Here is a 24,399-nt window from a genome sequence, read left to right as displayed (position 1 = left end):
ACAGCACGGACCGAAGGGGGCCCGAGCGTGACCATTCTGGAGAACATCCGTGGACCACGCGACCTGAAGGCGCTGTCCAAGCCGGAACTTCGCGAACTGTCCGAAGAGATCAGGGAGTTCCTGGTGCACGCGGTGGCCAGGACCGGCGGACATCTCGGGCCCAACCTGGGCGTGGTGGAACTCTCCATCGCGCTCCACCGGGTCTTCGAGTCACCCGTCGACCGCATCGTCTGGGACACCGGCCACCAGAGTTACGTCCACAAGATCTTGACGGGCCGCAAGGACTTCTCCAAGCTGCGGGGCAAGGGTGGCTTGTCCGGCTATCCCTCCCGTGAGGAGTCCGAGCACGACATCGTCGAGAACAGCCACGCCTCCACGGCGCTCGGCTGGGCCGACGGCCTCGCCAAGGCCCGCCAGGTGCAGGGGGAGAAGGGGCACGTCGTCGCCGTCATCGGCGACGGCGCGCTTACCGGCGGCATGGCCTGGGAGGCGCTGAACAACATAGCGGCCGCCAAGGACCGACCGCTGATCATCGTCGTCAACGACAACGAGCGCTCCTACGCGCCGACCATCGGGGGCCTCGCCAACCACCTCGCCACCCTGCGCACCACCGACGGCTACGAGAAGGTGCTCGCCTGGGGCAAGGAGGTGCTGCTGCGCACGCCCGTCGTCGGCAACACCGTCTACGAGTCCCTGCACGGCGCGAAGAAGGGCTTCAAGGACGCCTTCGCCCCACAGGGCATGTTCGAGGACCTGGGCCTGAAGTACGTCGGCCCGATCGACGGACACGACATCGGCGCCGTCGAGTCCGCGCTCAGGCGTGCGAAACGCTTCCACGGACCCGTCCTCGTCCACTGCCTCACCGAGAAGGGCCGCGGCTACGAACCCGCGATCGCCCACGAGGAGGACCACTTCCACACGGTCGGCGTGATGGACCCGCTCACCTGCGAGCCGCTCACGCCGTCCATCGCACCGTCCTGGACCTCGGTGTTCGGCGACGAGATCGTCAGGATCGGCGAGGAGCGCGAGGACGTCGTCGCGATCACCGCGGCCATGCTGCACCCGGTGGGCCTCGGCAAGTTCGCCGCGAGGTTCCCCGACCGCGTGTGGGACGTGGGCATCGCCGAGCAGCACGCCGCGGTGAGCGCGGCCGGCCTCGCCACCGGGGGCCTGCACCCCGTCGTCGCCGTCTACGCCACCTTCCTCAACCGCGCCTTCGACCAACTGCTGATGGACGTGGCACTGCACCGCTGCGGAGTGACGTTCGTGCTCGACCGGGCCGGCGTCACCGGCGTCGACGGGCCCTCCCACAACGGCATGTGGGACATGTCGATCCTCCAGGTCGTCCCCGGCCTCAGGATCGCCGCCCCCCGGGACGCCGACCAGTTGCGCGCCCAGCTGCGCGAGGCCGTCGGCGTCGACGACGCGCCGACGCTGGTCCGCTTCCCGAAGGAGTCGGTGGGACCGGAGATCCCGGCGGTCGACCGGATCGGCGGCGTCGACGTCCTGCACCGGGGCCCGGACACCCCCGAGGTGCTGCTGGTCGCCGTCGGCGTGATGGCCCCCGTGTGCCTGCAGGCGGCCGAACTGCTCGAGGCGCGCGGCGTCTCCTGCACGGTCGTCGACCCGCGCTGGGTCAAACCCGTCGACCCGGCGCTCCCCGGCCTCGCCGCCGAGCACCGGCTGGTCGCCGTCGTCGAGGACAACAGTCGCGCGGCCGGCGTGGGCTCGGCCGTCGCGCTGGCCCTCTCGGACGCCGAAGTCGACGTCCCCGTACGACGGTTCGGCATCCCGGAGCAGTTCCTCGCGCACGCCAAGCGCGGCGAGGTGCTGGCCGACATCGGCCTGACGCCGGTCGAGGTGGCCGGGCGGATCAGCGCGAGCCTGGCCGTCAAGGAGGCCGAGGACACACTGGCCGTCAAGGAACAGGTGAACGGCACCGTCAAGGAGAAGGCTGAATGACCAAGGAGTTCGACCTCGGCGCACTCTTGGCCGAACGCGGAGCCGAGCGCTACGAACTGCACGGGAAGTACCTGAACCACCAACTCCCGCGCATGCTGCACACGATCGGCTTCGACAAGGTCTACGAGCGCGCCGAGGGCGCCCACTTCTGGGACGCGGACGGCAACGACTACCTGGACATGCTCGCCGGGTTCGGGGTGATGGGCGTCGGCCGCCACCACCCCGTCGTCCGCAAGGCGCTGCACGACGTCCTCGACGCCTCCCTCGCCGACCTCACCCGCTTCGACTGCCAGCCGCTGCCCGGGCTGCTCGCCGAGAAGCTGCTGACCCACAGCCCGCACCTGGACCGGGTGTTCTTCGGCAACAGCGGCACGGAGGCGGTGGAGACCGCGCTGAAGTTCGCCCGGTTCGCCACCGGCAGGCCGCGTGTCCTGTACTGCGAGCACGCCTTCCACGGGCTGACCACCGGCTCCCTGTCGGTCAACGGCGAGGACGGCTTCCGGGACGGCTTCGCCCCGCTGCTGCCCGACACGGCCGTCCCGCTCGGCGATCTCGATGCGCTCGCACGGGAGTTGAAGAAGGGCGACGTCGCCGCCCTGATCGTCGAGCCGATCCAGGGCAAGGGCGTGCACGAGGCGCCGCCCGGCTATCTGCGGGGCGCCCAGGAGCTGTTGCGCCGGCACAAGGCGCTGCTCATCGCCGACGAGGTGCAGACGGGCCTCGGCCGCACCGGTGACTTCTACGCCTACCAGCACGAGGAGGGCGTCGAGCCGGACCTGGTGTGCGTGGCCAAGGCCCTGTCCGGCGGTTACGTCCCGGTCGGCGCCACGCTCGGCAAGGACTGGATCTTCAAGAAGGTCTACTCGTCCATGGACCGGGTGCTGGTCCACTCCGCGAGCTTCGGCTCCAACGCCCAGGCCATGGCGGCGGGGCTGGCCGTGCTCTCCGTGATGGAGAACGAACAGGTCGTCGCCAACGCCCGGGCCACGGGAGAGCAGTTGCGCTCCCGGCTCGCGGCCCTCGTCGACAAGTACGAGTTGGTCGCCGACGTGCGCGGCCGGGGCCTGATGATCGGCATCGAGTTCGGCAAGCCCAAGTCGCTGAAGCTGCGCAGTCGTTGGACCATGCTGCAGGCCGCGCGCAAGGGACTGTTCGCGCAGATGGTCGTCGTACCGCTGCTCCAGCGGCACCGGATCCTCACCCAGGTCTCCGGCGACCACCTGGAGGTGATCAAGCTGATCCCGCCGCTGATCATCGGCGAGCCGGACGTGGAGCGGTTCGTGGACGCCTTCACGGCCGTGATGGACGACGCGCACAGCGGCGGCGGGCTGATGTGGGACTTCAGCAAGACGCTGGTGAAGCAGGCGGTGGCCAACCGCTGACGCGCCGGGCGGCCGGGGTTGCTCCACGGCCCCCGGCCGCCCGAATAATCGATCGCGCGAGCGATCACCGTGCGACACAATCGCCGGATGCCGACCACCGCGGAGCAGTTGCTCTCCGCACTCGAAGGACTGTCTTTCCCGGCCCGTCTCGCCCTCACCGCCAAGACCGCGCGCCTGCTCGTGGAGCAGGGGGAACTCGCTCCGCTCCTCACCGACCTCGACGCCCAAGGCCCCTACGGGCGCCGCCTCGCCGCGCTGGCCGCCCTCGTCGGCCGGGACGCCGGCTTCCTCGCCGCCCGGCTCGCCGACCCGGACGCGGTCGTCGCCGGGTACGCCCAGCGCGCCGCCCGCACCCTGCCCGTGCCCGACGCGGCGGTGGAGGCGGCGTACGACGACGCACCGGCCGCGCTGCGCGGACGGCTGGCCCGGCTGCTCGCCTCCGGCGGGCGTACCGCGCTCGCCGAGCGGCTGGTGGTGCGGCTCGGCGAGGAGTGGGGCGAGGCCGAGGCCGCGCGTCTGCTGCCCGCCTGCTCCACGCCCCTCGTCGCACAGGAGCTGCCCCGGCTCGCGCACGCCGTGGACAACTGGCCACGGCTCGCCCGGCGCCACCCCGGCCCGGTGCTGGCCCACGCCGAACGCGCCCTGGCCGACCGGTCCGACCACCGGGCCAGGGAGGAGTGGTGGCGCCAGAACGCCACGACGGTCGCCGCACTCGCCCCGCGCCTGCCCGACGGGGTCCTGGCCCTGCTGGAGCGGCACGGGCCGCCCGCCCTGCCGCCCGGTCTGCACGGCGGCCTCGGCGCGCTGGTCGACGCCGACGCCGAGCGGGTCGTCCGGTGGATCATCTCGCCAGACCGGCACACACCGCGTTACCAGCCCGCGCTGCCCCCCGGCGTGCTGCGCAGGCTGGTGCGGGCCGAGCCGCCGTCCCTGCCGATGCTGGGCCGCCACTGGCTGCACCGCCCCGGCCACCTGGCCGGACTGATGAAGGCCATGGCCCCCGGCAGCCGTGCGGCCTTCCTCGACGCGGTCACCGTGGACGGGACGGACGGGGACCCGGCCCTGAGCGTGCTCGACCTGCTGCCGCGCGAACGCCGCTGGGCCGAAGTGCGCAGGATCGCCGCCGACTTCGGCTCCCGGGTCGACGCATGGGACGAGCTGGACACACTCGCCCACGGCCCGTACGACGAGGCGCGCGCCGCGCTGCTCGCCGCGACCCGGCGCTCCGACGCGGACGAGCGCGCCGCCGCCTGGCCGCTGTTCGTCGCCTGCGCCGCCCGCGACGGCGGCCGGGAGGCGATCACCGAGGTGCTGAGCGTGGCCGGCCGGCTGCGCAACGACCAGGACCCCGTGCGCGAGGCCGCGCTGACGGCGCTCGCCCGGACGCCTCCGCGTCTGTTCGCCCCCGCCGACGCGGAGGCGCTCGACCGGATCGCTGTCGACGCCCTCGCGGCCCGGGACTGTTCGCCGAGCAGCCTGACGGCGCTGCGCACCCTCGCCGAGCGCATCCTGGTCGAACACGCCAGGGACGCGGAAACGCCCCTGCGCACCTGGGCGTTGAGCACCCTGGAGCGCATCGTGGGCCGGGTCGGCGTACCGGACTTCGGACCCCTGTACCGGGTCCTGCGGCGCGGCCAGGAGCACGAGGTGTTCGAGGCGCTGCGGCCCTGGCTGGAGGCCGCCGCGGCCAGGTCCGACTTCCGGCTGCTGCTCGGCCTGGCCGCCGCGTTCGGCCCGCGGGCCCGGCGGATGCCCGCACTGCAGGACATGCTCGCCCTGGCGCTGGAGCGCGGCGACGACCCGACGTTCGAGGCGGCCGCGACGCTGTGGCTGGCCGCGCCCGCCACCCGCCGGGACCGGGCCGCCCGGATCGTCGAGCGGGAGCCGTCGGCGGCGGTCCTCGCCCCGGTACGGCAGGTGCTCTCCCGCGACCGCACCGACCTGCTGGACGTCCTGCTGGCCGACACCCCGCCGTACGGGCGTTTCCTCGTGCCCGGCGCCGCGCGCCCGCTGCCGGACCTCACCGCCGCCGACCGCTGGCTGCCCCGCCAGCAGCGGGCCGCGGCACGGCTCGCCGAGCGGACGGCGGGGGACCGCTCGCTGCCGCTGGACGACCGGGCCTCCGCGCTCCGCGCCGCGGCCCCGGTGCCGGAGCTGGGCCTGGCCCTGGCCCTGCGGCACAAGGACGACGAGGAGGTGGTCGTCGCCGAGGCGGCGCTCGCCGCGCTGCCCTGGACCGACCGTCCCCAGGACGCGCTGCCGGTGCTGCTTGAGCAGGCGGGCGGCGACCGTGCCCGGGTCGCCGTGTACGCGGCGAGCCGAGCCGCCCGTTTCACCGCCCCCTCCGACCTGGCCCGTGCACTGCTTGCGTTGTTGACCGGGGAGCGGCCCGCGAAGGTGACCTCCCGCAAGGAGGCCGTACGTCTCGCCGCCCGCCATCTGCCGCCCCGTCAGGCGGTGGCGCTGCTCGCCCGCGGTTTCGACGAGGATGCCCACCCGGACGTGCGGACCGCCGTGATCCGCGCCCTGCCCCCGCTGCTGGGGGTGCCGGAGGCCTGGCGGCTGCTGGACGCCGCCGCACGGGACGACACCCCGGCCGTGCTCAGGGCGGTCGTGGAGGTGGGGCCATGGGAACTGGCCCAGGCGCACCGCGACCGGTACGCGGCGGCGGTCGACGCGGTCTACGCCGCCGGCCTGGCGTCGTGCGAGGGGTTCTCCGGCTGGGCCTTCCTGCGGGCGCTGGCCCCGTGGACCCGGTACGCGCCGGGGCTGGCCGACCGGATCGCCGGCACGGTGTGCGACCTGGGCAGCCGGGAGCACTGGGACCATGCGGCGTGGGTGCTGCGCGACCTGGTCTTCTCCGACCTGCCGCATCCGGTGTCCGGCGCGGCCGACGGCAGCGCCTTCCACTGCGCGGTGACCGGGCTGCTGGCCGCGATGCACACGCCCGAGGGTGGCGGCGAGGCCCTCGAGGACCGGGACCTGCCGGCCCTGCAACGGCTGCGCACCCTGGTGTCCCCGTCCGACAATGGGGGACGGCCCGAGGTACTGGAGGAGATCGCCGCGCTGCTCGCTCCCGAACCGCTGCTGGCGGCCGAACGCGCGGGCGTGCTGTGCCGGTTGGTGGACCGGACCGAGGAACCGGACCGGCTGCTCGGACGGCTGCTGGATCTGGCGGAGGCACTGGAGGGCAGCCCGACGGTGGTCACGCTCCAGGCCTCCACCCGGCTGGACGCGGGCTGGGCGCACCGGGCCCGGCCCGAGCGCGGCACGGCCCTGCTGGCGGCGGCCGAGCGGCTCGCCGGCGACGGCGGCACCGTCCCCGGTCTGCTCGCGGCGGGGCTGGTGGCCCGCACGGCCGGCAGCCTCGGCTGGCCGGACGAATGGCGGTCGCTGCTGCGTGTGCTGCGCCGCCATCCGGACCCGGACGTACGGCACAAGGCGTACGAGACGATGACGGCGACGGAGTGACGGGGCCGGGGCGCTTTTGCCTCTGAGGCAAGGAATTTGCCGTACAGGCAATCGACCGGCTGAATGGAGAGCATGAGCTCTCCCGAAGCCGAGACCGGTGCCGAGCCCCCGGCCGGGCCGGACCAGGTACTGCCCGCCGTCGCGCCGCAGCTTCGCGCCCTGCGCAGGCGGGCCGCCCTCACCCTGGAGGCGGCGGCGCGTACCGCCGGGCTGTCACCGGCCCATCTCTCCCGGCTGGAGACCGGGCAGCGCCAGCCCTCCCTGCCGATGCTGCTCACTCTCGCCCGTGTCTACGGTACGACGGTCTCGGAGCTGCTGGGCGAGACCGTCGCCGACCGGGACGCCGTCGTGCGCGGCGCCGCCATGGAACCGACCGCCGCGGGCGGCTGGACCTACTACCAGGCCGGCGCGCCCGGCCGCGGCATGCAGGCCCTGCGCGTCCACGTACCGCACGGCTCGCAGGGCGACATCGTGCGGGTGCACCCCGGTGAGGAGTGGCTGTACGTCCTGAAGGGACGGCTGCGGCTGCGCCTCGGGGACACCGCGCACCGGCTCGGACCGGGCGACAGCGCGCACTTCGACTCGCTGACCCCGCACCGGATCGCCGCCCAGGACGCCGATGGCGTCGAGCTCCTGTTCGTACACACCCTGCTGCAGAGCCCCACGGCCACCCTGTGCCTGGGCCCCGTCACCGGAGACACGCCATGAGCAACAGAAACATGGAAGAGAAGTTTCCCCGCGCCCTGTGGGTGCGGCTGATCATCTACATCGCGGTGGGCCACCTCTTCGCGGCCTTCGTCTACCTGTTGTTCGCGGTCGGCGCCAAGTAGCCCGGCGTCAGTCGAGCAGCCGCTCCCGCAGGCGCCCGCGGATCTCCGGCGTCACGCCGAGGCCCTGCTCCAGGTAGGGCTCGACGCCGCCCCACGTCTCGTCGATCGTCTCGAAGGCCGCCTGAAGGTATGTGGCGCGCGCCTCGAACAGGGGGCTGAGCAGTTCCATGACCTCGGGGGAGTAGCCGGCCCTGGAGGTGCTGCTGCGGCGCACCTTGTAGCGGCGGTGCTTGGCGTTCGACTCCAGGTAGTCGGCGACGATCGCCTCCCGCTCGACGCCCAGCGCGAGCAGGGTCACCGCTATGGACAGGCCCGCGCGGTCCTTGCCCGCCGCGCAGTGCAGCAGCGCGGGCAGGCTGTCCTCGGCGAGCGAACGCAGCACGCGCGCGTGCTCCTCGGTGCGTTCCCTGATGATCTTGCGGTAGGAGGCGATCATCCGGTTCGCCGCCCGGCCGTCGCCGAGGATCTCGCGCAACTGGTCGATCTCGCCGTCCCGGACCATCCTCCAGAACCCGGAGCCGTCCGCCGGATCCGACAGCGGCAGGTTCACGTTGCGCACCCCCGGCAGTTCGACGTCCGGGCCCTCCAGCTTGTGGTCCGCGGCGTTGCGGAAGTCGAAGATCGTGTGCAGTCCCAATGAGGACAGGAACGCGGCGTCCTGCTCCGTGGCGTGCGCCAGATGGCCGCTGCGGAAGAGCACTCCGTGCCGCACCCGTCGTCCGTCCGTCGTCGGCAGGCCGCCCACGTCGCGGAAGTTGCGCACTCCGGCCAGCTCCGGTTCGGTCGACGGGATCTGCTGCGTCACGGGGGCTCCTCCCATTCGGCCCCGCCGGCGCGGCTCGGCGACGGGCACCTCCTCGACCATACCGGTCGGTACGGCAATGAGTTGTCCACAGGCGTTGCCGCCGGGGGCCGCCGCCGTTGATGATGTTGCTGCTTGATCGCACCTGTTCGAATGTGTGGGGGCTAGATGCTCGAGATCTCCGACAACGGCCGTACCTGGCTGCTGACCGGCCCGGCCAGCGGCTACGCCGTCCATCTCACCGAGGACGACGAGCTTCTGCACCTGCACTGGGGGCCGCGGATCGCGCTCGCCGACGCCGAGGCGCTCGCCGTCCGTCCGCTGCCCGTCTACCGGCCCTTCGAGTCGCAGCTGGACGGCCGCGAGGAGTACCCGGTCGAGGGCGGCCCACGGTTCACGCGGCCCGCTCTGTCCGTGCGCACCGAGGAGCGGCGCGGCACCGAGTGGCGCTTCGAGGCGTACGAGGCGGAGGGCGACCACCTGCGGCTGCGCTTCCGCGACGGCGGGCTCCTCGTCACGCTGCACTACCGCATGCGGCGCGACGTGGTGGAACGCTGGGTGACCCTCGACAACGAGGGGCCCGCGCCCCTGGAACTGCTGCGCGCCGACGCCGCCACCTGGACGCTGCCCGACCGCGAGGGCTGGCGGCTGTCCCAGCTGCACGGCCGCTGGGCCGCCGAGTCCCTGCTGACCGCAGCGCCGCTCACCCATGGCGAGAAGGTCATCGGCAGCCGCCGCGGCCACACCGGCCACCAGCACCTGCCCTGGGTCGCCCTCGACACGGACGCCACCGAGGAGCGCGGCGAGGTCTACGGCTGCGCGCTCGGCTGGTCCGGTTCCTGGCGGATCGCGGTCGCGCAACTCCCCGACGCGCGCGTGCAGATCACCGGCGGCGCCGGCTACGACGACTCCGGGCTGCTGCGCCTGGCCGCGGGGGAGTCGTACACCACGCCCGTCTTCGCCGGCCTGTGGAGCGAAGGCGGATTCGGGGGCGCGAGCCGGGCCTGGCACGCCTACCAGCGTGCCTACGTCATCCCCGACGCCGACCGGGACCGGCCGGTGCTGTTCAACTCCTGGGAGGCGACCGAGTTCGACATCTCCGAGGAGCAGCAGGGGGTGCTCGCCCGCCGTGCCGCGGCCATCGGCGTCGAACTGTTCGTCGTCGACGACGGCTGGTTCGGCAAGCGCACCAGCGACCGCGCCGGACTCGGCGACTGGACCCCCAACCCCGACCGCTTCCCCAAGGGCCTGGCGCCGCTCGCCGACTACGTGCACGCGCTCGGCATGCAGTTCGGCATCTGGGTCGAGCCCGAGATGGTCAACCCGGACAGCGACCTCTACCGCGCCCACCCCGACTGGGTGCAGTACCAACCAGGACGAAAGCGGACGGAGTTCCGCAACCAGCTCGTACTGAACCTGGCCCGCGAGGACGTCCAGGAGTACCTCTGGGAGCAACTGGACGCCCTGCTGTCCAGCGCCTCGATCGACTACGTGAAGTGGGACTTCAACCGCTGCTTCACCGACGCGGGCTGGCCCGGCGACCCCTACCCGCAGCGCCTGTGGGTCGACCACGTCCGCGCCCTGTACGCCCTCCTCGACCGGCTGCGGGCCGCCCACCCGGACGTCGCCTTCGAGTCCTGCTCGGGCGGCGGCGGCCGGATCGACCTCGGCATCATGAGCCGTACCGACCAGGTGTGGACCTCCGACAACACCGACCCGCTCGACCGGCTCGCCATCCAGCACGGCTTCAGTCAGATCCATCCCGCGCGGGTGATGGCCGCCTGGGTCACCGACAGTCCCAACACCCAGCTCAACGGCCGGGTCAGCTCGCTGCGCTTCCGGTTCGTGAGCGCCATGGCGGGCGTGCTGGGCGTCGGCGGGGATCTCACCCAGTGGACCGAGGAGGAGCTCGCCGAGGCTCGCGACTGGGTGAGCCTCTACAAGGAGATCCGCCCCTTGGTCCAGCACGGCGACCTCCACCGGCTGCGGCCCCCGACGGGCGGCCTGTGCGCGGTGCAGTACGTGCGTGGGAACGAAACCGTCGTCCTCGCCTGGCTCCAGGCCCAGAGTTACGGAGAACCCGTACCGGCCCTGCGGCTGCGCGGGCTCGACCCGGCCGCGTCGTACGAATGCCCTGAAACGGGCGAAATTCATCGAGGGGCCGTTCTGTCGCATCACGGACTGGTCACCGGATTGCGCGGCGACCTCGATGCGACAGTCATCCGGCTGCGCCGCATCTGAGCCTTCTGTCCGAATTGCTGGCTTCATTCCAACTCGCTCTGGAATGGGAAATGCTGGAGCACCGTCACGTGAGGAGCGTCATATCCGTGACGGTGCGTTGCACGTCATGTTCACGTAATTCATCTGCTCTTCAAGGGTGTTCGGGTGATGTGGACGTTCGGTAATTCACGGAGGGTGACCGTGAATTCCGGCAGTCGATCTACGGAAACGCATTCCACGGGAACCGGCGCTTGTCCCTCTGCGTCCTGGTCGCTTACGTTCGCCACCAATCCGGACGGACGCCCAGTCCTGCCGCCGCCCGGAGCCCGCACAACTCACCCGTGAACGGCAGGAGCGGGGGACCCACAGGTACGACGCCTGTTCCGGTCTCCGGAACGGCTAGGGGTAAAGCCGCGCCGAAAAAACGCGGCCGGGCATCTCCAGCCCGCACCCGACAGCTCACCTCGCAGGCGACGGAGAGGAATTCGCCATGCCCGCGAAGGGTAAGCACCGCCGCCCGAAGCCCAAGCGCTTCACCCGCTCCATCGCCGTCGCCGGAACCGGCGGCGCCGCTCTCGCCCTGCCGCTCATGGGGGCCACCGGCGCCCATGCGGCCACCGCGCAGTCCGCCCCCCGGTCGGTTTCCGAAAAGGCCGTCCAGTCCCTTCCGGCCGTCGGTAAGAAGGCGACCGAAAAGAAGACCGCCGCCAACCATCGGGGTGTGCGCACCTATTCGGTCCGGGCCGGCGACTACCTCTCGAAGATCGCCGACGAGCAGCACGTCCGGGGCGGCTGGCACAAGCTGTACGCGGACAACCGCCAGGCTGTCGGCGCCGACCCGTCGCTGATCCACCCGGGCCTCAAGCTCACCCTCGACGGCGGGGCGACGCCGACCGCCACCACCAAGTCCGCGTCCCCCTCCGCCGCGTCGTCCTCTTCCGCTTCCTCTTCCTCGTCGAGCGCCTCCTCCGCCCCGAAGGTCACCCAGGCCGTCGCGTCGACCGCCACCGGCTTCAACCTCCCCGTGACCGGCGGCACCATCGGCACCGGCTACCACGTCGCCGGCAGCATGTGGGCCAGCGGCTACCACACCGGCGTCGACTTCGTCGTCCCGACCGGCACCCCGGTCAAGGCCGTGGGCGCGGGCACCGTCGTCACCGCCGGCTGGGGCGGCGCGTACGGCAACCAGGTCGTCATCAGGCTCGCCGACGGCTACTACGCCCAGTACGGCCACCTCTCCCAGATCTCCGTCTCGGTCGGCCAGAGCGTGACCCCGGGCGAGCAGCTCGGCCTCTCCGGCGCCACCGGCAACGTCACCGGTCCGCACCTGCACTTCGAGATCCGCACCACGCCAAACTACGGCTCCGACGTGGACCCGGTCGCCTACCTCCGCTCCAAGGGCGTCGCCGTCGGCTAGCCCCCGCCGACCACGCGCCCGACACGCCGCCGAAGGCCGGACCCCGATCCCCGGGTCCGGCCTTCGGTGTTGCGGTCGTGTGGCGGGGCGTCAGGCGGTGTCGACAGCACGGGTCGTCCCCCGCGGCCGCGGCGAGCGCCGTACCCCGCCATCGCGGCCGGCTCCTCGCCCACGACGACTTCCGGCACGGCCTCGGCAACGAACCATGTCCGGATCGTCTCCGACTGCTCGACGGTCCGCTGGTGGAACAACGGGCGACTTCAGGGTCTGGCGGTTCACCCGTCAACATCCCTGATCCGAGGGGTATTCCGGTCTTGGTGAACCCTTTGGCAGTGGTTTATCTCACCGCCCGTCAACCCTTTCCTACGGTCGCGTAGGTCACATTCGAAGGTGAATCATGGCCGCCGTGGCAGACGATTCGAAAAGTGACAGCAGAGACAGCGGAGCAGTGATCGGGTCGTACGTCGCGGTGGGGGACAGCTTCACCGAGGGCGTGGGAGATCCCGGTCCCGACGGGGCGATGGTCGGCTGGGCGGACCGGTTCGCGGTGCTGCTCGCGGACCGGCGCCCCGAGGGCGACTTCTCCTACGCCAACCTCGCCGTGCGCGGCAAACTGCTCGACCAGATCGTGGCGGACCAGGTCCCGCGGGCCGTCGAACTCGCGCCGGACCTGGTCTCCTTCTGTGCCGGCGGCAACGACATCATCCGGCCCGGCACCGACCCGGACGAGGTCGCCGAGCGTTTCGAGCGGGCGGTGGCGACGCTCACCCGGGCCGCCGGCACCGTGATGGTGACGACGGGCTTCGACACCCGTGGCGTGCCCGTGCTCAAGCACCTGCGCGGCAAGATCGCCACCTACAACGGGCACGTACGGGCCATCGCCGACAGGTACGGCTGCCCCGTGCTGGACCTGTGGTCCCTCAGGACCGTCCAGGACCGCAGGGCCTGGGACGACGACCGGTTGCACCTCTCGCCCGAGGGGCACACGCGCGTGGCGCTGCGGGCCGGCCAGGTCCTCGGCCTCGAGGTGCCGGCCGATCCCGACCAGCCCTGGCCGCCGCTGCCGCCGCGCGGCACCCTCGAGGTGCGGCGGGACGACGTGCACTGGGCGCGCGAGTACCTGGTGCCGTGGATCGGGCGCCGGCTGCGCGGCGAGTCCTCGGGCGACCACGTCACGGCGAAGGGCACGCTGTCGCCGGACGACATCAAGATGCGGATCGCCTCGGTGGCGTGAGGGCGGTGGGCGTCCCCCGGCGCGGGACGGGGGACGCTCACCCCTCTGATGCGGTCGACTCCGCCCGTTCCAGGCCCAGTTCGCGGGCCACGGCCTCGTCCACCCACTCCTGGGCGCGGGCCCGCGACACGGCGCCCGGGTACGACGTCAGCTGCACGGCGAGCCCGTCCAGCAGGGCCGTCAGGCGCAGCGCCGCTGCCGTCGGGTCCGGGCAGCGGAATTCGCCCGCGGCCACGCCCTCCGCGATGACCTCGGCGAGCGCGGCCTTCCACCGCCGGTCGAGGTCGCGGGTGACCTCCTGGAGCGCCGGTTCGCGCAGCGCCGCCGCCCAGCCCTCGATCCACAGCCGCCAGCCCTTGGCCTGACCGGTCGGGGCGTACCAGCGCACGGCCGAGCGCAGCCGCCGCAGCGCCGTGGTGCGCCGGCCGAGCAGCTTGCGCAGATGAGCCAGGTCGTCCTCGGCCGCATAGGTGAAGGCGGCGGCGACCAGCTTCTCCTTGGTGGAGAAGTGGTACAGCACGAGCGCGTTGCTCACGCCGAGCGCCGAGGCCACGTCGGCGATCCTGACCGCCGCGACGCCACGCACCTCGATCTGCTCGATCGCCGCCCGCAGCAATTCCTCGCGCCGCTCCGCCACGCTCAACCGCACTCTCGCCACGCGGTCACCTTATTCCGTAGCCACCGGCGATGCCGGGTGAGACCGCTGCTCGACGAGTTCCACCGGGTACAGCTCGGTGCGCGCGATCGCCGCGTCGCGCTCGCCGGCCAGGGCGGTGCGCCGCTCGTCCGCCATGAAGGCGTCGAAGCCGGTCCCGGAGTCGAACTCGATCAGCTGGATCTCGTCCGGCCCGCCCTCGGCGCCGTCGGTGCGGGCCCGTTGCAGGACACGTCCGCCGTGCTCGCCCAGCAGCGCCAGCACCTTGTCCTCGTACACGATGAGGGCCTCGGCCGCACCGGGCCTGGCCCACAGCAGACAACACAGTCGAACGGCCACGCCGGCCGACCCTACTCGGCCCGCGGAACCAGGACCGTGCCGCCGGGGGTCACCGGTACCAGCCGAACCGTTCCGCGATGACCGGCAGCCGGTCCGCCACGATGGCGTGGGCGGCCGCCCTCGGGGTCGTCCCGTCGGCCTCCGCGCGGGAGAGCATCTGTTCGGTCAGCGCCCGCATCGAGCGCCGCGTGTGGGCGAAGGCCTCGTCCGCGTCGGGACCGATGTCACCGAACAGCGTCCACCACCACCAGGCGTTCGTACCGGAGTTGACCACCACGTCCGGCAGCACGGTGACCCCGCGCGCGGCCAGCAGTTCCTCCGCCTCCGGCAGCACCGGCATGTTGGCCGCCTCGACGATCCAGCGGGCGGTGATCCGCTCCTGGTCGACGGTGTCGATCGCGTACGAGACGGCCGCCGGCACCAGCACCTCCGCGTCGACGGACAGCCAGGCCTCGCCCGGCAGTTCACGGTCCTGCGGGCGCAGTGCGGCACGGTCCACGGTGCCGTAGGCGTCGCGCGCCGCCAGCAGTGCCTCGACGTCCAGGCCGGCCGGGTTGAGGATCGTGCCCTTGATGTCGGCGACGGCCACGACCGAGAGCCCCGCGTGCGTGAGGAAGCGCGCCGTGGCCCCGCCCATCGTGCCCAGCCCCTGCACCGCCACCCGCGTGCCCTCGTACGGCACCCCGGCCCGGTCCAGCGCCGTCAATGCGGCCTCGGCGACCCCGCAGCCGCCGGCCAGTTCGTCGAGCCCGATGCCGTCCACCTCGACCGCGAAGGCGTCCGCGAGCCGCTCACGGGCCGCCGCCTCGTCGTCCAGCAGCGGATACACGGCCTGGATGGAGGAGACCAGCCCCGCCTCGGTGGCCGCCCGGTCCACCAGGTCCTGGGTCAGCCCCAGGTCCTCGCCCGTGGTCCAGCAGCTCTCGATGTACGGCTTCATCGCGCGCAGATAGCGCACCAGGAGCTCGTAGGCCCCCGCGTCCCGGGGATCGCAGTCGATGCCGCCCTTGGCGCCGCCCAGCGGGACGTAGCGGCCCTCGGGGTCGTAGTGCAGCGCCTCCTTCATGGTCATCCCGCGCGCGAGCCCGGCGACCTCCTCCAGGGTGCAGCCCGGGCGCATCCGCAGCCCGCCACTGCAGACACCGCGCACCAGCCGGTCGACGACCAGGAAACCCTGACGGCCGGTGACGTGGTCCGTCCAGGTGAGCGACATCAGCGGGGCGGTCATGAGGTCTCCTCGGCGGCGTTTTACTGAACTGCCGGTCAGTATCGGAAGCGGCCCCGGCCGTGTCAACGGCAACACCGCCCGGCTCCCGACGGTCGATGACAGCCCCGGTTTCTTTGGTCTTTCTTTGGAAACCGTCCGGCAGGACTCGGACGAGCCCGGTGTTGTCGGAAGGGGCACCCATAATGGACTGCCTCACCGACTCCACCTGGAGGTACCGTGTCCGGTTTCCGTCCCCTGAGCTCCGGGCTCCGCGCGCTGCAGCCCGCGGCCTTCGGCGCGGACCCGAGCGGTGAGCGGCTGGCACGCATCCGCAGATCGCCGCACTTCAAGGACGGCGTCTTCCAGAACCCCGGAGGCGTCGCCCGGACCCGGCCGTCAGGTTCCCTGACGGAGTTCGCCAAGGTCTTCTTCGACAAGGACGAACGACCCCGGCGCGCCCCCAGCGGGAACATCCCCGTCCACGGCACCACGCTCGCCGACATCGCGCGCCCGCCGGCCACCGGGCTGCGGCTGACCTGGATGGGGCACTCCAGCGTGCTCGCCGAGATCGACGGACACCGGGTGCTCTTCGACCCCGTGTGGGGAGAGCGCTGCTCCCCGGTCCCCTTCGCCGGCCCCAAGCGGCTGCACCCCGTACCGCTGCCGCTCGCCGCGCTCGGTCCGGTGGACGTCGTCGTCATCTCCCACGACCACTACGACCACCTGGACATGCCCACGATCAAGGCGCTGGCGGGCACGGACACCGTGTTCGCCGTCCCGCTGGGCGTCGGCGAACACCTGGAGTTCTGGGGCGTCTGCGCCGACCGGATCCGCGAGCTGGACTGGCACGAGGCGACCAAGGTCGGCGGCCTGACCCTCACCGCCACCCCGGCCCGCCACTTCTGCGGGCGCGGCCTGCGCAACACCCAGCACACCCTGTGGGCGTCCTGGGCCGTCGCCGGTCCCGAGCACCGGATCTACCACAGCGGCGACACCGGGTACTTCGAGGGCTTCAAGGACATCGGCGCCGAGCACGGCCCGTTCGACGCCACGATGATCCAGATCGGCGCGTACTCCGACTTCTGGCCCAAGAACCACACGGACTCTGCGCCGGTTCCGGGCGCGTGGCCGGACATTCACATGAGCCCTGTCCAGGGCGTCCAAGCGCACCTTGACCTGCAGCAAGGCGAGCCCAGTGGTGTGCTGCTGCCGATCCACTGGGGGACCTTCAACCTGGCCTTCCATCCGTGGGCCGAGCCCGGTGAGTGGACCAAGGCCGCTGCTGATGCGGTGGGGCAGGCGGTCGCGCTTCCTGTGCCGGGGCAGCCGTTCGAGCCGGCCGGGGTGCTGCCCGTCGAGCCGTGGTGGCGGGGTGTGGGGTACGTGCCTGACCATGAGTGGCCGGTCCCCGCGCTCGCCGTGAAGCCGGCTCGTGAGGATCTCGATCTTGTGGGCGAGGTCTGATCATGGACGAGCTGAGGTGTGTGAGGGATGCCTTGGCGGTCATGTCGGAAGCTGAGCGGCTGCAAGCGTTTCGGACGATCCATGGGTCCGCGCGGCTGCAGAAGGAGAAGGCGTGGGAGTACCGGCCGCTGCCTTCCATGCCCCGTAGAGGGGTGATTGCTCGGGTGAAGGTGACTGGCGCATAGCAGAGGGCCGGGACGGGCACCCGCTGGTGGACGTGCTCCGGACGGCCTGGCCACTCTGGCGCCGGATGCGTGCCTGGGTCGGCTGTCCACGCGGCTGGCCGAGTGCGCCGAGGAGGGGACCGGGGGTGAGGTCGTCCTCATGGCCGTCGAGTGGGAGCCCCAGGCTGTGCAGTCGTACGTCCCCACGCGCGGGGACGCATCGGGTGAGGAACGTCTGAAAGTCGGGTGACCTGACCGTCAGGAGCGGCGTCCTCAGGTTCGACGTCCTCCGCCGGACGCCGTCGGCCGACCGGGGGTCCCCGAGGCGGGTGCGGTGGAGAACCCGTATATGAAGCCCTGCAGAACCACGGGGGTTATCCGGCTTGGGGCCGCTCTTGCCCGCGACGCGGTTTCCGTGAGGGCCGCGCCCCTGCTCAGCACTTCGCGCCGGGTGTGGTGAGTGAGGCGAGGGCGGAGTCGAGGCGGCGGGTGGCCTCTTCGGCGACCGGGCGCAGGGCGTCGAGTTCGGTGAGGGCGACCATGGTGTTCGGGTCAAGGGCCTGTACGGCGGTGTGGTTTCCGTCGCGGCGCACGACGACGTTGCAGGGCAGCAGCAGGCCGATGGAGCGGTCGGTCTCCAGGGCGCGGTGGGCGAGGGGCGGGTTGCAGGCGCCGAGGATGACGTAGTCCTCCATGTCGTGGTCGAGCTTGGCCTTGAGGGTGGCGGTGACGTCGATCTCGGTGAGGATGCCGAACCCCTGGGCGGCGAGGGCGTCGCGGACGCGCTCCACGGCGGTGGCGAAGTCGGTGTCGAGGTGCACGGTGCGGTCATAGCGCATGGCGATGGCCTTTCTTGTCGGCTCGAGTGGTGCGGGACGGGTGTCCAGCCGATGTGCGAGGTACTCGGGAGTTGTTTTCCGCGGGCTTCCCTGTCCTTGAAAATACCCCCCGGGGTACTCATGCTACCGTCGAAGATATACCCCCTGGGGTAAATCTGCACTGAAGGGAGTACCTCGTGTTCTTCGTCGACACGATCGAGGTGTCGGGGCTCGGCAATCGGAGCTACCTGGCGGGCGGTGAGCGGGCGGCGGTCGCGGTCGACCCGCCGCGTGACCTCGACCGGGTGCTGGAAGCAGCCGCTCGGCGCGGGGTGCGGATCTCCCACGTTGTGGAGACGCACGTGCACAACGACTACGTGACCGGCGGCCTGGAGCTCGCCCGGATCACGGGCGCCGCCTACCTCGTGCCCGCCGGGGCCCGCGTCTCCTTTGAGCGCGTACCGGTGCGCGACGGCGACTGTACGGAGATCGACACCGGCGCCGGCCTGATCCTGCGCGCGCTGGCCACCCCCGGGCACACCCCGCACCACACCTCCTACGTCCTGGAGGAGAACGGCACGGTGGTCGCGGCGTTCACCGGTGGTTCGCTGCTCATCGGCACCGTCGGCCGCCCCGACCTGGTCGAGCCCCGGCTGACCGAGGGCCTTGCCCGCGCCCAGCACGCCTCCGCGCACCGGCTGGCGGCCGAGCTGCCCGACGAGACGGCCGCGCTGCCCACGCACGGCTTCGGCAGCTTCTGCTCCTCCTCCCAGGCCGAGGGCGGCGACACCACCATCGGCAAGGAGAAGGTGTCCAACGAGGCCCTTACCCGGGACGTCGACACCTTCGTCGCCGACCTGTTGGCCGGCCTGGACGACGTGCCCGCCTACTACACACACATGGGCCCGGCCAACGCCGCCGGACCCGCGCCCGTCGACCTGACCCCGCCGCCCGTCGCGGGCGCCGACGAGATCGCCGCGCGGCTGAATGAGGGGGAGTGGGTGGTCGATCTGCGCAACCGGGTCGCCTTCGCCGCCGGGCACCTCGCGGGCTCCTTCAACTTCGAGGCGGAGGGGCAGCTCGCCACGTATCTGGCCTGGCTGATCCCGTGGGGCAAGCCGGTCACCCTGCTCGCCGAGTCGCCCGAACAACTCGCAGCGGCACAGCGTGAGTTGGTGCGGGTGGGTATCGACCGCCCGGCCGCCGCGGCCACCGGCGGGCCGACCGACTGGGTGCGCGCGGGCGAGACGCCGGCGTCCATCCGCCGGGCGACGTTCGCCGATCTCGCGGGGTGCTTGCGGGGCGGCGTCGTGGTCCTCGACGTGCGCCGGGCATCCGAACGTACGGGTGGATTCGTCGAGGGTTCGGTCCACATCCCGATCCACACCCTGCCCCGCCGCCTCGACGAGGTTCCCGAGGGCGAGGTCTGGGTGCACTGCGCCGGCGGGATGCGCGCCGCGATCGCCGCCTCCCTGCTGGACGCCGCCGGCCGGGACGTCGTCGCCGTGGACGACTCCTTCGAGATGGCCGAGAAGGCGGGACTCACCCTCCGGACCTCTTGACGGCGCCGGACGCCGCGGAGGCCGGCCGATCTTCCCTGACGACGTGACGAAACAGGAGCCAGAAACCGAGATGAGCATCTTCCGACGGGCCCGGGGCGGCCCGGGGCGCGTGAGTGTGCAGGAGGCGGCCATACGCACCGGGCACGGCAACCCCGATGCCGGCAGTGACGCCGTGCTGCTGGACGTGCGCGAGCCCTACGAGTGGCAGGCTGGGCACGCGCCACGGGCCGTGCACCTGTCCCTGTCGGCGCTGGCCGCCGGGGCGGGGCTGCCCGCCCACGCGCAGACACGGCCGCTGATCGTGATCTGCCGTTCCGGCAACCGCTCCCGGCAGGCCGCCGAACTGCTTGTCGCCCGGGGCTCGGAAGCCGTCGACGTGGTCGGCGGGATGCGGGACTGGGCCAAGGCGGGGCTGCCGGTGGTGGACGCGCGCAGACAGAGCGGCACCGTCGCGTGAGCGCACTCATACTCGCCCTGGCCGCCGGAGCAGTCATCGGCCTGGCGCTCGGCGCGCTCGGCGGCGGCGGCAGCGTGCTGGCCGTCCCGGCCCTGATCTACCTGCTCGGCTTCAGCCCCGTCGTGGCGACGACCGCGAGCCTGGTCATCGTCACGCTCACCTCGGTCACCGCGATGGTCGCGCATGCCCGCGACGGGCATGTGCGCTGGCGTACCGGGCTGCTGTTCGCGGCGGCCGGGATCGGCCCGGCGATGCTGGGCGGCGCACTGGCCGCCCGTGTCCCGGCGGCCGTGCTCACGGCAGCCTTCGGCGTGGTCGCAGGAGTGGCCGCCGTGCGCATGCTGCGCTCCCGCCCCGCCGCGGAAGGCGCCGTGACGGTACGGCCGGTGCGGGCGGCGGCGGCCGGTGCCGGCCTTGGCGCGGTCACCGGTGTCCTCGGCGTCGGCGGCGGCTTTCTCGCCGTACCGGCGCTGGTGGGGGTGCTGGGCATGCGGATGCGCAGCGCGGTGGGCACCAGCCTGCTGGTCATCACCGTCAACTCGCTGGCCGCACTGTCGATGCGGGCCGGCACGGTCGAGGGGCTGGACTGGGCGGTGGTCGGCCCGTTCATCGGAGCCGCGATCCTCGGTGCCTGGGACGGCAAGCGGCTGGCCACGAAGGTCACCGGGCACACGCTTCAGCGCATCTTCGCCCTGGTGCTGCTGGCCGTGGCCGCCTTCATGCTCATCGACGCGGTGGTATGAGGTCGTGAGAGATGCGTGATCAGGCCAGAGACAGGAACAGCTTCTCCAGACGGGCGCGCATCGCCTCCGGGTCCTCACCGTTCTTGCGCCCTGACTCCATGTCGGTCACGCACTGCTGCAGGCCCGTCGCGATGATCGCGAAACCGGCACGGTCCAGCGCGCGCGATGCTGCGGCGAGCTGCGTGACGACGTCTTCGCAGTCGCGCCCCTCCTCGATCATCCGGATCACCCCGGAGATCTGACCCTGCGCCCGGCGCAGCCGGTTCAGCACGGCCTTCAGGTCCGCACCCTCAAGCTCCAGTTCCACGATCACTCCCTCGAAAAATACCCCTAGGGGTACTGTACGTCCCTGTTCGGGACGGCGTCGACCGTTAAGGATCGCACTCGTCATGACCAACTTCCCGACCCCTGTCGCCCTCGGCACGGACCAGGCCCGCACGCGGCTGCACGAGCTGACCGTCATCGACGTGCGCACGCCCGCCGAGTACGCCTCAGGCCATCTGCCCGGCGCCCTGAACATCCCCCAGGATCACGTCCGGCGGGCGCTGCCGGAGATACGGCACGCCGCCGAGCGCGGCGACGTCCTCGTCGTGTGCGCCTCGGGCGCCCGCTCGGAGAACGCCTGCAAGCTGCTGGCCGAGCAGGGCATCGCCACGGCGACCCTCGCCGGCGGCACCGGCGCCTGGGCCGCCGAGGGGCACGACCTGCACATCCCCGCCGCCTGCGACACCCGTTCGGGCTGGAGCATGGAACGCCAGGTGCGCTTCACTGCCGGCAGCCTGGTCCTCCTCGGCCTCGTTCTCGGCCTGCTCATGCATCCGGCCCTCCTCCTGCTCTCGGCCGGCATCGCGGGCGGCCTGGTCTTCTCCGCCCTCACCAACACCTGCGGCATGGCCGTCATGCTCGGCAAGCTGCCGCACAACCGCGCCCGCGGGGCCGACCTCGACGCGGCACTCGCCGCTCTTCGCGCCCACTGAGCCCGACGTTCCAGGGCGCCCTTCATGGTTGATGGGCGCCTTGGGCGTCAGTTCGCTTCCGCAGAGCCCGCGGCGGCCTTCCGGCGAACGTCCTCCATGTCAACGGCCCGGATCTTGCCGATGAGTTCCTCCAGGGCCTGCGGTGGCAGCGCGCCGGGCTGCGAGTACAGGACGGTCCGGTCGCGGACGGCCATCAGGGTGGGGATGGAGGAGATCTGGAAGGCGCCGGCGAGTTCGGGCTGGGCCTCGGTGTCGACCTTGCCGAAGACGATGTCCGGGTGGCGCTCGGCCGCCTTCTCGTAGACGGGGCCGAACATCCGGCACGGTCCGCACCAGGCGGCCCAGAAGTCGATCAGCAGGATCTGGGAGCCGGTGACGGTCTCCTCGAAGTTGCCCTTGGTCAGTTCGACGGTCGGCATGGGGTTTCCCTCCGCTCCTGTATACCCGGTGGGGTATCTTGGTCTGCTCGGTTCAACCGGTGCCGGCCCGGGTTTGTTCCAGGCAGGCGGGCGGCAGCGGGAACCAGCGCATGCGCTCGAAGTCGGCCGGCAGTCCGGTGGGGCCGTCGTCGAGCCCGTCGGGACGAGCGGCCAGCACGGCACGGGCACGGGCGAGTTGACCGGACAGTGCCTCCTCGCCCAGCCGGCGGTGGCGGACGGCCGGAGCGGAGATCCGGCCGTCGACGCGGAAGCGCACGTCGGTCAGTCGCAGCGGGCGCCGGGTGATGCCACTGTGGTGGCGCCACTGTCCGGTGTGCGGGTCGAAGCGGTAGTCGGGCAGGAGCCGGTGACCGTGCGTGGCGATCAGTGCGACGGCGTCGATGAGGTAGTCGCGGACGGTGTCACTGATGAAGTAGTTGAAGTTGACGCGGACCCAGCCGGGTTTGATGCCGTCGCAGCCGTGGACGACCTCGTCGAGCAGGGCGTGCGAGGTGGGGGCGTCGATCCCGAGCAGGCGGTGGCCGTAGGGGCCCGCGCAGGAGCAGCCGCCGCGGGCCTGGATGCCGAACAGGTCGTTGAGGAGGGCGACGACGAAGTTGTGGTGCAGGTAGACCTGTTCGCCGTGGCGGATGCGGAAGGAGACGATGGACAGGCGGCGGGCGTGGTGGTTGCCGAGGATCTCGATGTCGGGGTTGCGGTCCCATTCGGCGAGCGCGCGGCGCCAGTGGTGTTCTTCCGCGGCCTGGATGGTGTCGGTGCCGACGGCCTGCTTGAGGGCGAAGACGAGCCCGGCCCGGATGGATTCGACGATCGCGGGGGTGCCGCCCTCCTCGCGGGCCACCGGGTCGTCGAGATAACGGTGGCCGAGGGGATCGACGAAGGCGACCGTGCCGCCGCCGGGCGCGGTGGGCACCGGGTTGCGCACCAGCTCGCGGCGCACGACGAGCACGCCGGGGGTCTGTGGGCCGCCGACGAACTTGTGCGGGGACAGGAACAGCGCGTCCTTGTGGTCCCCGGCGCCCGGAGCGCTCTCAGCCACCCCGATCGGGATGTACGGTGCCGCCGCCGCGTAGTCCCAGAAGGACAGCGCGCCGTAGGTGTGCAGCAACCGTGCGATGCGGTCGGTGTCGGTGAGGATGCCTGTGACGTTGGAGGCGGCGGAGAAGCTGCCGATCAGCAGCGGACGATCGGCGTACCGCCGTAGGCCCACCTCGAGCTGGGCCAGGTCGACGTGGCCTTCGGGATCTTCGCCGATCACCACGACGTCGGCGATGGACTCACGCCAGGGCAGCTCGTTGGAATGGTGCTCGTACGGCCCGACGAAGACCACCGGACGCTCGGCCTCGGGCGGCTTCTCCGGGTGACGCAGCTGAAGGATGCCGACGAGTTTGTTGACCGCGGCCGTCGCGCCGGAGCCGCAGAAGATGACGAGGTCGTCCTCGGTGCCGCCGACCGCGTCGCGGATGATCCGGCGGGCGTCCTCGCGCAGCCGGGTCGTCTGCAACCCGGTGCTGGAACTCTCGGTGTGGGTGTTGCCGTAGCACGGCAGCACCTGCTCGCGGATCAGGTCCTCGATGAAGTCGAGGGAGCGGCCGGAGGCGGTGTAGTCGGCGTAGACGATTCGCTTCGGGCCGTAGGGCCCGTCGAGTACCTCGTCGTCGCCGATCAGGCCGCTGCGGATGCGCTCCAGCAGTGCCGGCACGGCCGGCACCGAGGTCGTACTCATGGCGCCAGCTCGATGCCGGTCTCGGGCGGCTGGTGGAGGGTGGTGTGGACCGTGCAGTGCGAGGCCACGGCCAGCAGGGCCGCACGCCGTCGCTCGGGCAGCTCGGGCGGCGGGACGATCACGAGGCGCAGGGAGGTGACACGTGGCGGTCGGTCGGTGGCCATGGTGAACTCCGTGCGGACGCGCAGACCGGCCTGGGGCAGGCTGTGCCGGTGGAGGTAGCGGCCCGCGTAGAACGCGACACAGGTGGCCAGTGACGCTGCGAAGAGCTCGGTGGGCGTGGGCGCGGTGTCCGTGCCGCCCGCCGCCAGCGGCTGGTCGACATGGAGGCGGTGTTCGCGGATGTCCACGCTGTAGACGTCGCCTTCTACGTGGATGACCTCCAGGCGGTGCACGTCCCCGGACTGGGTGCGGTTCGTGCTGAGGGTCTGCGGTGTGCTGCCGGTCATGGCCGAGCCCTTCTCGCTGATGTCGACTGCTCCGGACTCCAGTCGACCGCTGAGTGCAGGGGCGGGGTGAGGGACGGACG

The 24,399-nt window shown here is 71.9% G+C and carries 22 protein-coding genes and 1 riboswitch; of the genes, 13 read left to right on the top strand and 9 right to left on the bottom strand.

What is annotated here, in order from left to right; all coding sequences use genetic code 11:
- Window positions 1-27: 27 nt before the first annotated feature.
- From dxs to ACIRVK_RS27815, 5 genes are all read left to right on the top strand, one after another.
- The gene (gene dxs / locus ACIRVK_RS27835; RefSeq protein ID WP_404251684.1) at window positions 28-1,962 is read left to right on the top strand and encodes a 1-deoxy-D-xylulose-5-phosphate synthase; all 1,935 of its coding nucleotides are present in this window, start codon (window positions 28-30) and stop codon (window positions 1,960-1,962) included.
- The gene (locus ACIRVK_RS27830; RefSeq protein ID WP_404251682.1) at window positions 1,959-3,344 is read left to right on the top strand and encodes an aspartate aminotransferase family protein; all 1,386 of its coding nucleotides are present in this window, start codon (window positions 1,959-1,961) and stop codon (window positions 3,342-3,344) included. The genes dxs and ACIRVK_RS27830 overlap by 4 nt, the downstream gene beginning before the upstream one ends.
- 87 nt (window positions 3,345-3,431) lie before the next feature.
- On the top strand, window positions 3,432-6,815 hold the full coding sequence (locus ACIRVK_RS27825) for a hypothetical protein (RefSeq protein WP_404251680.1): 3,384 nt from the start codon (window positions 3,432-3,434) through the stop codon (window positions 6,813-6,815).
- A 72-nt stretch (window positions 6,816-6,887) separates the two neighbouring features.
- Window positions 6,888-7,523, top strand: coding sequence for a helix-turn-helix domain-containing protein (locus ACIRVK_RS27820; RefSeq protein WP_404251678.1), 636 nt, complete (start codon window positions 6,888-6,890; stop codon window positions 7,521-7,523).
- Window positions 7,520-7,645, top strand: coding sequence for a DUF6126 family protein (locus ACIRVK_RS27815; RefSeq protein WP_404251676.1), 126 nt, complete (start codon window positions 7,520-7,522; stop codon window positions 7,643-7,645). The genes ACIRVK_RS27820 and ACIRVK_RS27815 overlap by 4 nt, the downstream gene beginning before the upstream one ends.
- Window positions 7,646-7,652: 7 nt before the next feature.
- Here the strand turns inward: ACIRVK_RS27815 and ACIRVK_RS27810 are convergent, their stop codons facing one another.
- Entirely contained in the window at window positions 7,653-8,450 is a 798-nt protein-coding gene (locus ACIRVK_RS27810; RefSeq protein ID WP_404251674.1) for a tyrosine-protein phosphatase, read from the bottom strand.
- Between the two features lie 165 nt (window positions 8,451-8,615).
- Between ACIRVK_RS27810 and ACIRVK_RS27805 the strand changes: the two genes are divergently transcribed.
- From ACIRVK_RS27805 to ACIRVK_RS27795, 3 genes are all read left to right on the top strand, one after another.
- Window positions 8,616-10,688, top strand: a complete 2,073-nt coding sequence (locus ACIRVK_RS27805) for an alpha-galactosidase (RefSeq protein ID WP_404251672.1) — start codon at window positions 8,616-8,618, stop codon at window positions 10,686-10,688.
- A 305-nt stretch (window positions 10,689-10,993) separates the two neighbouring features.
- A riboswitch (cyclic di-AMP (ydaO/yuaA leader) is annotated at window positions 10,994-11,153 on the top strand.
- A gap of 4 nt (window positions 11,154-11,157) precedes the next feature.
- Window positions 11,158-12,084: a peptidoglycan DD-metalloendopeptidase family protein gene (locus tag ACIRVK_RS27800; protein WP_404251670.1), complete on the top strand. Its 927-nt coding sequence runs from the start codon at window positions 11,158-11,160 to the stop codon at window positions 12,082-12,084.
- A gap of 448 nt (window positions 12,085-12,532) precedes the next feature.
- Window positions 12,533-13,318: an SGNH/GDSL hydrolase family protein gene (locus ACIRVK_RS27795; RefSeq protein ID WP_404251840.1), complete on the top strand. Its 786-nt coding sequence runs from the start codon at window positions 12,533-12,535 to the stop codon at window positions 13,316-13,318.
- Window positions 13,319-13,355: 37 nt separating this feature from the next.
- Here ACIRVK_RS27795 and ACIRVK_RS27790 read toward each other — a convergent pair whose 3' ends face one another.
- The 3 genes from ACIRVK_RS27790 to ACIRVK_RS27780 are packed head-to-tail and all read right to left on the bottom strand — an operon-like array spanning window position 13,356 to window position 15,540.
- Complete coding sequence (locus ACIRVK_RS27790; RefSeq protein WP_404251668.1) at window positions 13,356-13,976, bottom strand: TetR/AcrR family transcriptional regulator; 621 nt, start codon at window positions 13,974-13,976, stop codon at window positions 13,356-13,358.
- Window positions 13,977-13,985: 9 nt separating this feature from the next.
- The gene (locus tag ACIRVK_RS27785) at window positions 13,986-14,312 is read right to left on the bottom strand and encodes a hypothetical protein (protein WP_404251666.1); all 327 of its coding nucleotides are present in this window, start codon (window positions 14,310-14,312) and stop codon (window positions 13,986-13,988) included.
- A 49-nt stretch (window positions 14,313-14,361) separates the two neighbouring features.
- Window positions 14,362-15,540, bottom strand: a complete 1,179-nt coding sequence (locus tag ACIRVK_RS27780) for a Glu/Leu/Phe/Val dehydrogenase dimerization domain-containing protein (RefSeq protein WP_404251664.1) — start codon at window positions 15,538-15,540, stop codon at window positions 14,362-14,364.
- Window positions 15,541-15,756: 216 nt separating this feature from the next.
- On the opposite strand from ACIRVK_RS27780, the gene ACIRVK_RS27775 reads away from it, so the two are divergent.
- Window positions 15,757-16,983, top strand: a complete 1,227-nt coding sequence (locus ACIRVK_RS27775) for an MBL fold metallo-hydrolase (RefSeq protein ID WP_404251662.1) — start codon at window positions 15,757-15,759, stop codon at window positions 16,981-16,983.
- A 598-nt stretch (window positions 16,984-17,581) separates the two neighbouring features.
- Here ACIRVK_RS27775 and ACIRVK_RS27770 read toward each other — a convergent pair.
- Window positions 17,582-17,986 carry a DUF302 domain-containing protein gene (locus tag ACIRVK_RS27770; RefSeq protein ID WP_404251660.1) on the bottom strand — a complete coding sequence of 135 codons (405 nt, stop codon included), beginning with the start codon at window positions 17,984-17,986 and terminating at the stop codon, window positions 17,582-17,584.
- A 176-nt stretch (window positions 17,987-18,162) separates the two neighbouring features.
- Between ACIRVK_RS27770 and ACIRVK_RS27765 the strand changes: the two genes are divergently transcribed.
- From ACIRVK_RS27765 to ACIRVK_RS27755, 3 genes are all read left to right on the top strand, one after another.
- Complete coding sequence (locus ACIRVK_RS27765) at window positions 18,163-19,527, top strand: rhodanese-like domain-containing protein (RefSeq protein WP_404251658.1); 1,365 nt, start codon at window positions 18,163-18,165, stop codon at window positions 19,525-19,527.
- Between the two features lie 70 nt (window positions 19,528-19,597).
- Window positions 19,598-19,984: a rhodanese-like domain-containing protein gene (locus ACIRVK_RS27760; protein WP_404251656.1), complete on the top strand. Its 387-nt coding sequence runs from the start codon at window positions 19,598-19,600 to the stop codon at window positions 19,982-19,984.
- Entirely contained in the window at window positions 19,981-20,727 is a 747-nt protein-coding gene (locus ACIRVK_RS27755) for a sulfite exporter TauE/SafE family protein (protein ID WP_404251654.1), read from the top strand. The genes ACIRVK_RS27760 and ACIRVK_RS27755 overlap by 4 nt, the downstream gene beginning before the upstream one ends.
- Before the next feature lie 19 nt (window positions 20,728-20,746).
- Here the strand turns inward: ACIRVK_RS27755 and ACIRVK_RS27750 are convergent, their stop codons facing one another.
- Window positions 20,747-21,034, bottom strand: coding sequence for a metal-sensitive transcriptional regulator (locus tag ACIRVK_RS27750; protein WP_047017838.1), 288 nt, complete (start codon window positions 21,032-21,034; stop codon window positions 20,747-20,749).
- An 82-nt stretch (window positions 21,035-21,116) separates the two neighbouring features.
- Here ACIRVK_RS27750 and ACIRVK_RS27745 point away from each other — a divergent pair, with 82 nt between their 5' ends.
- Window positions 21,117-21,704: a rhodanese-like domain-containing protein gene (locus tag ACIRVK_RS27745; RefSeq protein WP_404251652.1), complete on the top strand. Its 588-nt coding sequence runs from the start codon at window positions 21,117-21,119 to the stop codon at window positions 21,702-21,704.
- A 47-nt stretch (window positions 21,705-21,751) separates the two neighbouring features.
- Here ACIRVK_RS27745 and ACIRVK_RS27740 read toward each other — a convergent pair whose 3' ends face one another.
- From ACIRVK_RS27740 to ACIRVK_RS27730, 3 genes are read right to left on the bottom strand one after another with little or no spacing between them, the layout of a single operon-like run.
- Entirely contained in the window at window positions 21,752-22,123 is a 372-nt protein-coding gene (locus ACIRVK_RS27740; RefSeq protein ID WP_404251650.1) for a thioredoxin family protein, read from the bottom strand.
- Window positions 22,124-22,175: 52 nt separating this feature from the next.
- Window positions 22,176-23,870, bottom strand: a complete 1,695-nt coding sequence (locus tag ACIRVK_RS27735; RefSeq protein ID WP_404251648.1) for an aminotransferase class V-fold PLP-dependent enzyme — start codon at window positions 23,868-23,870, stop codon at window positions 22,176-22,178.
- Window positions 23,867-24,319 (bottom strand): OsmC family protein, encoded by a 453-nt coding sequence (locus ACIRVK_RS27730; RefSeq protein ID WP_404251646.1) that lies wholly within the window; start codon window positions 24,317-24,319, stop codon window positions 23,867-23,869. The genes ACIRVK_RS27735 and ACIRVK_RS27730 overlap by 4 nt, the downstream gene beginning before the upstream one ends.
- Window positions 24,320-24,399 lie beyond the last annotated feature (80 nt).

It is taken from the genome of Streptomyces sp. NPDC101152, assembly GCF_044768275.1.
Lineage (GTDB): Bacteria > Actinomycetota > Actinomycetes > Streptomycetales > Streptomycetaceae > Streptomyces.
The sequence above is the reverse complement of the archived record's forward strand: the minus strand, read 5'-3'. Positions and strand labels throughout refer to the sequence as shown.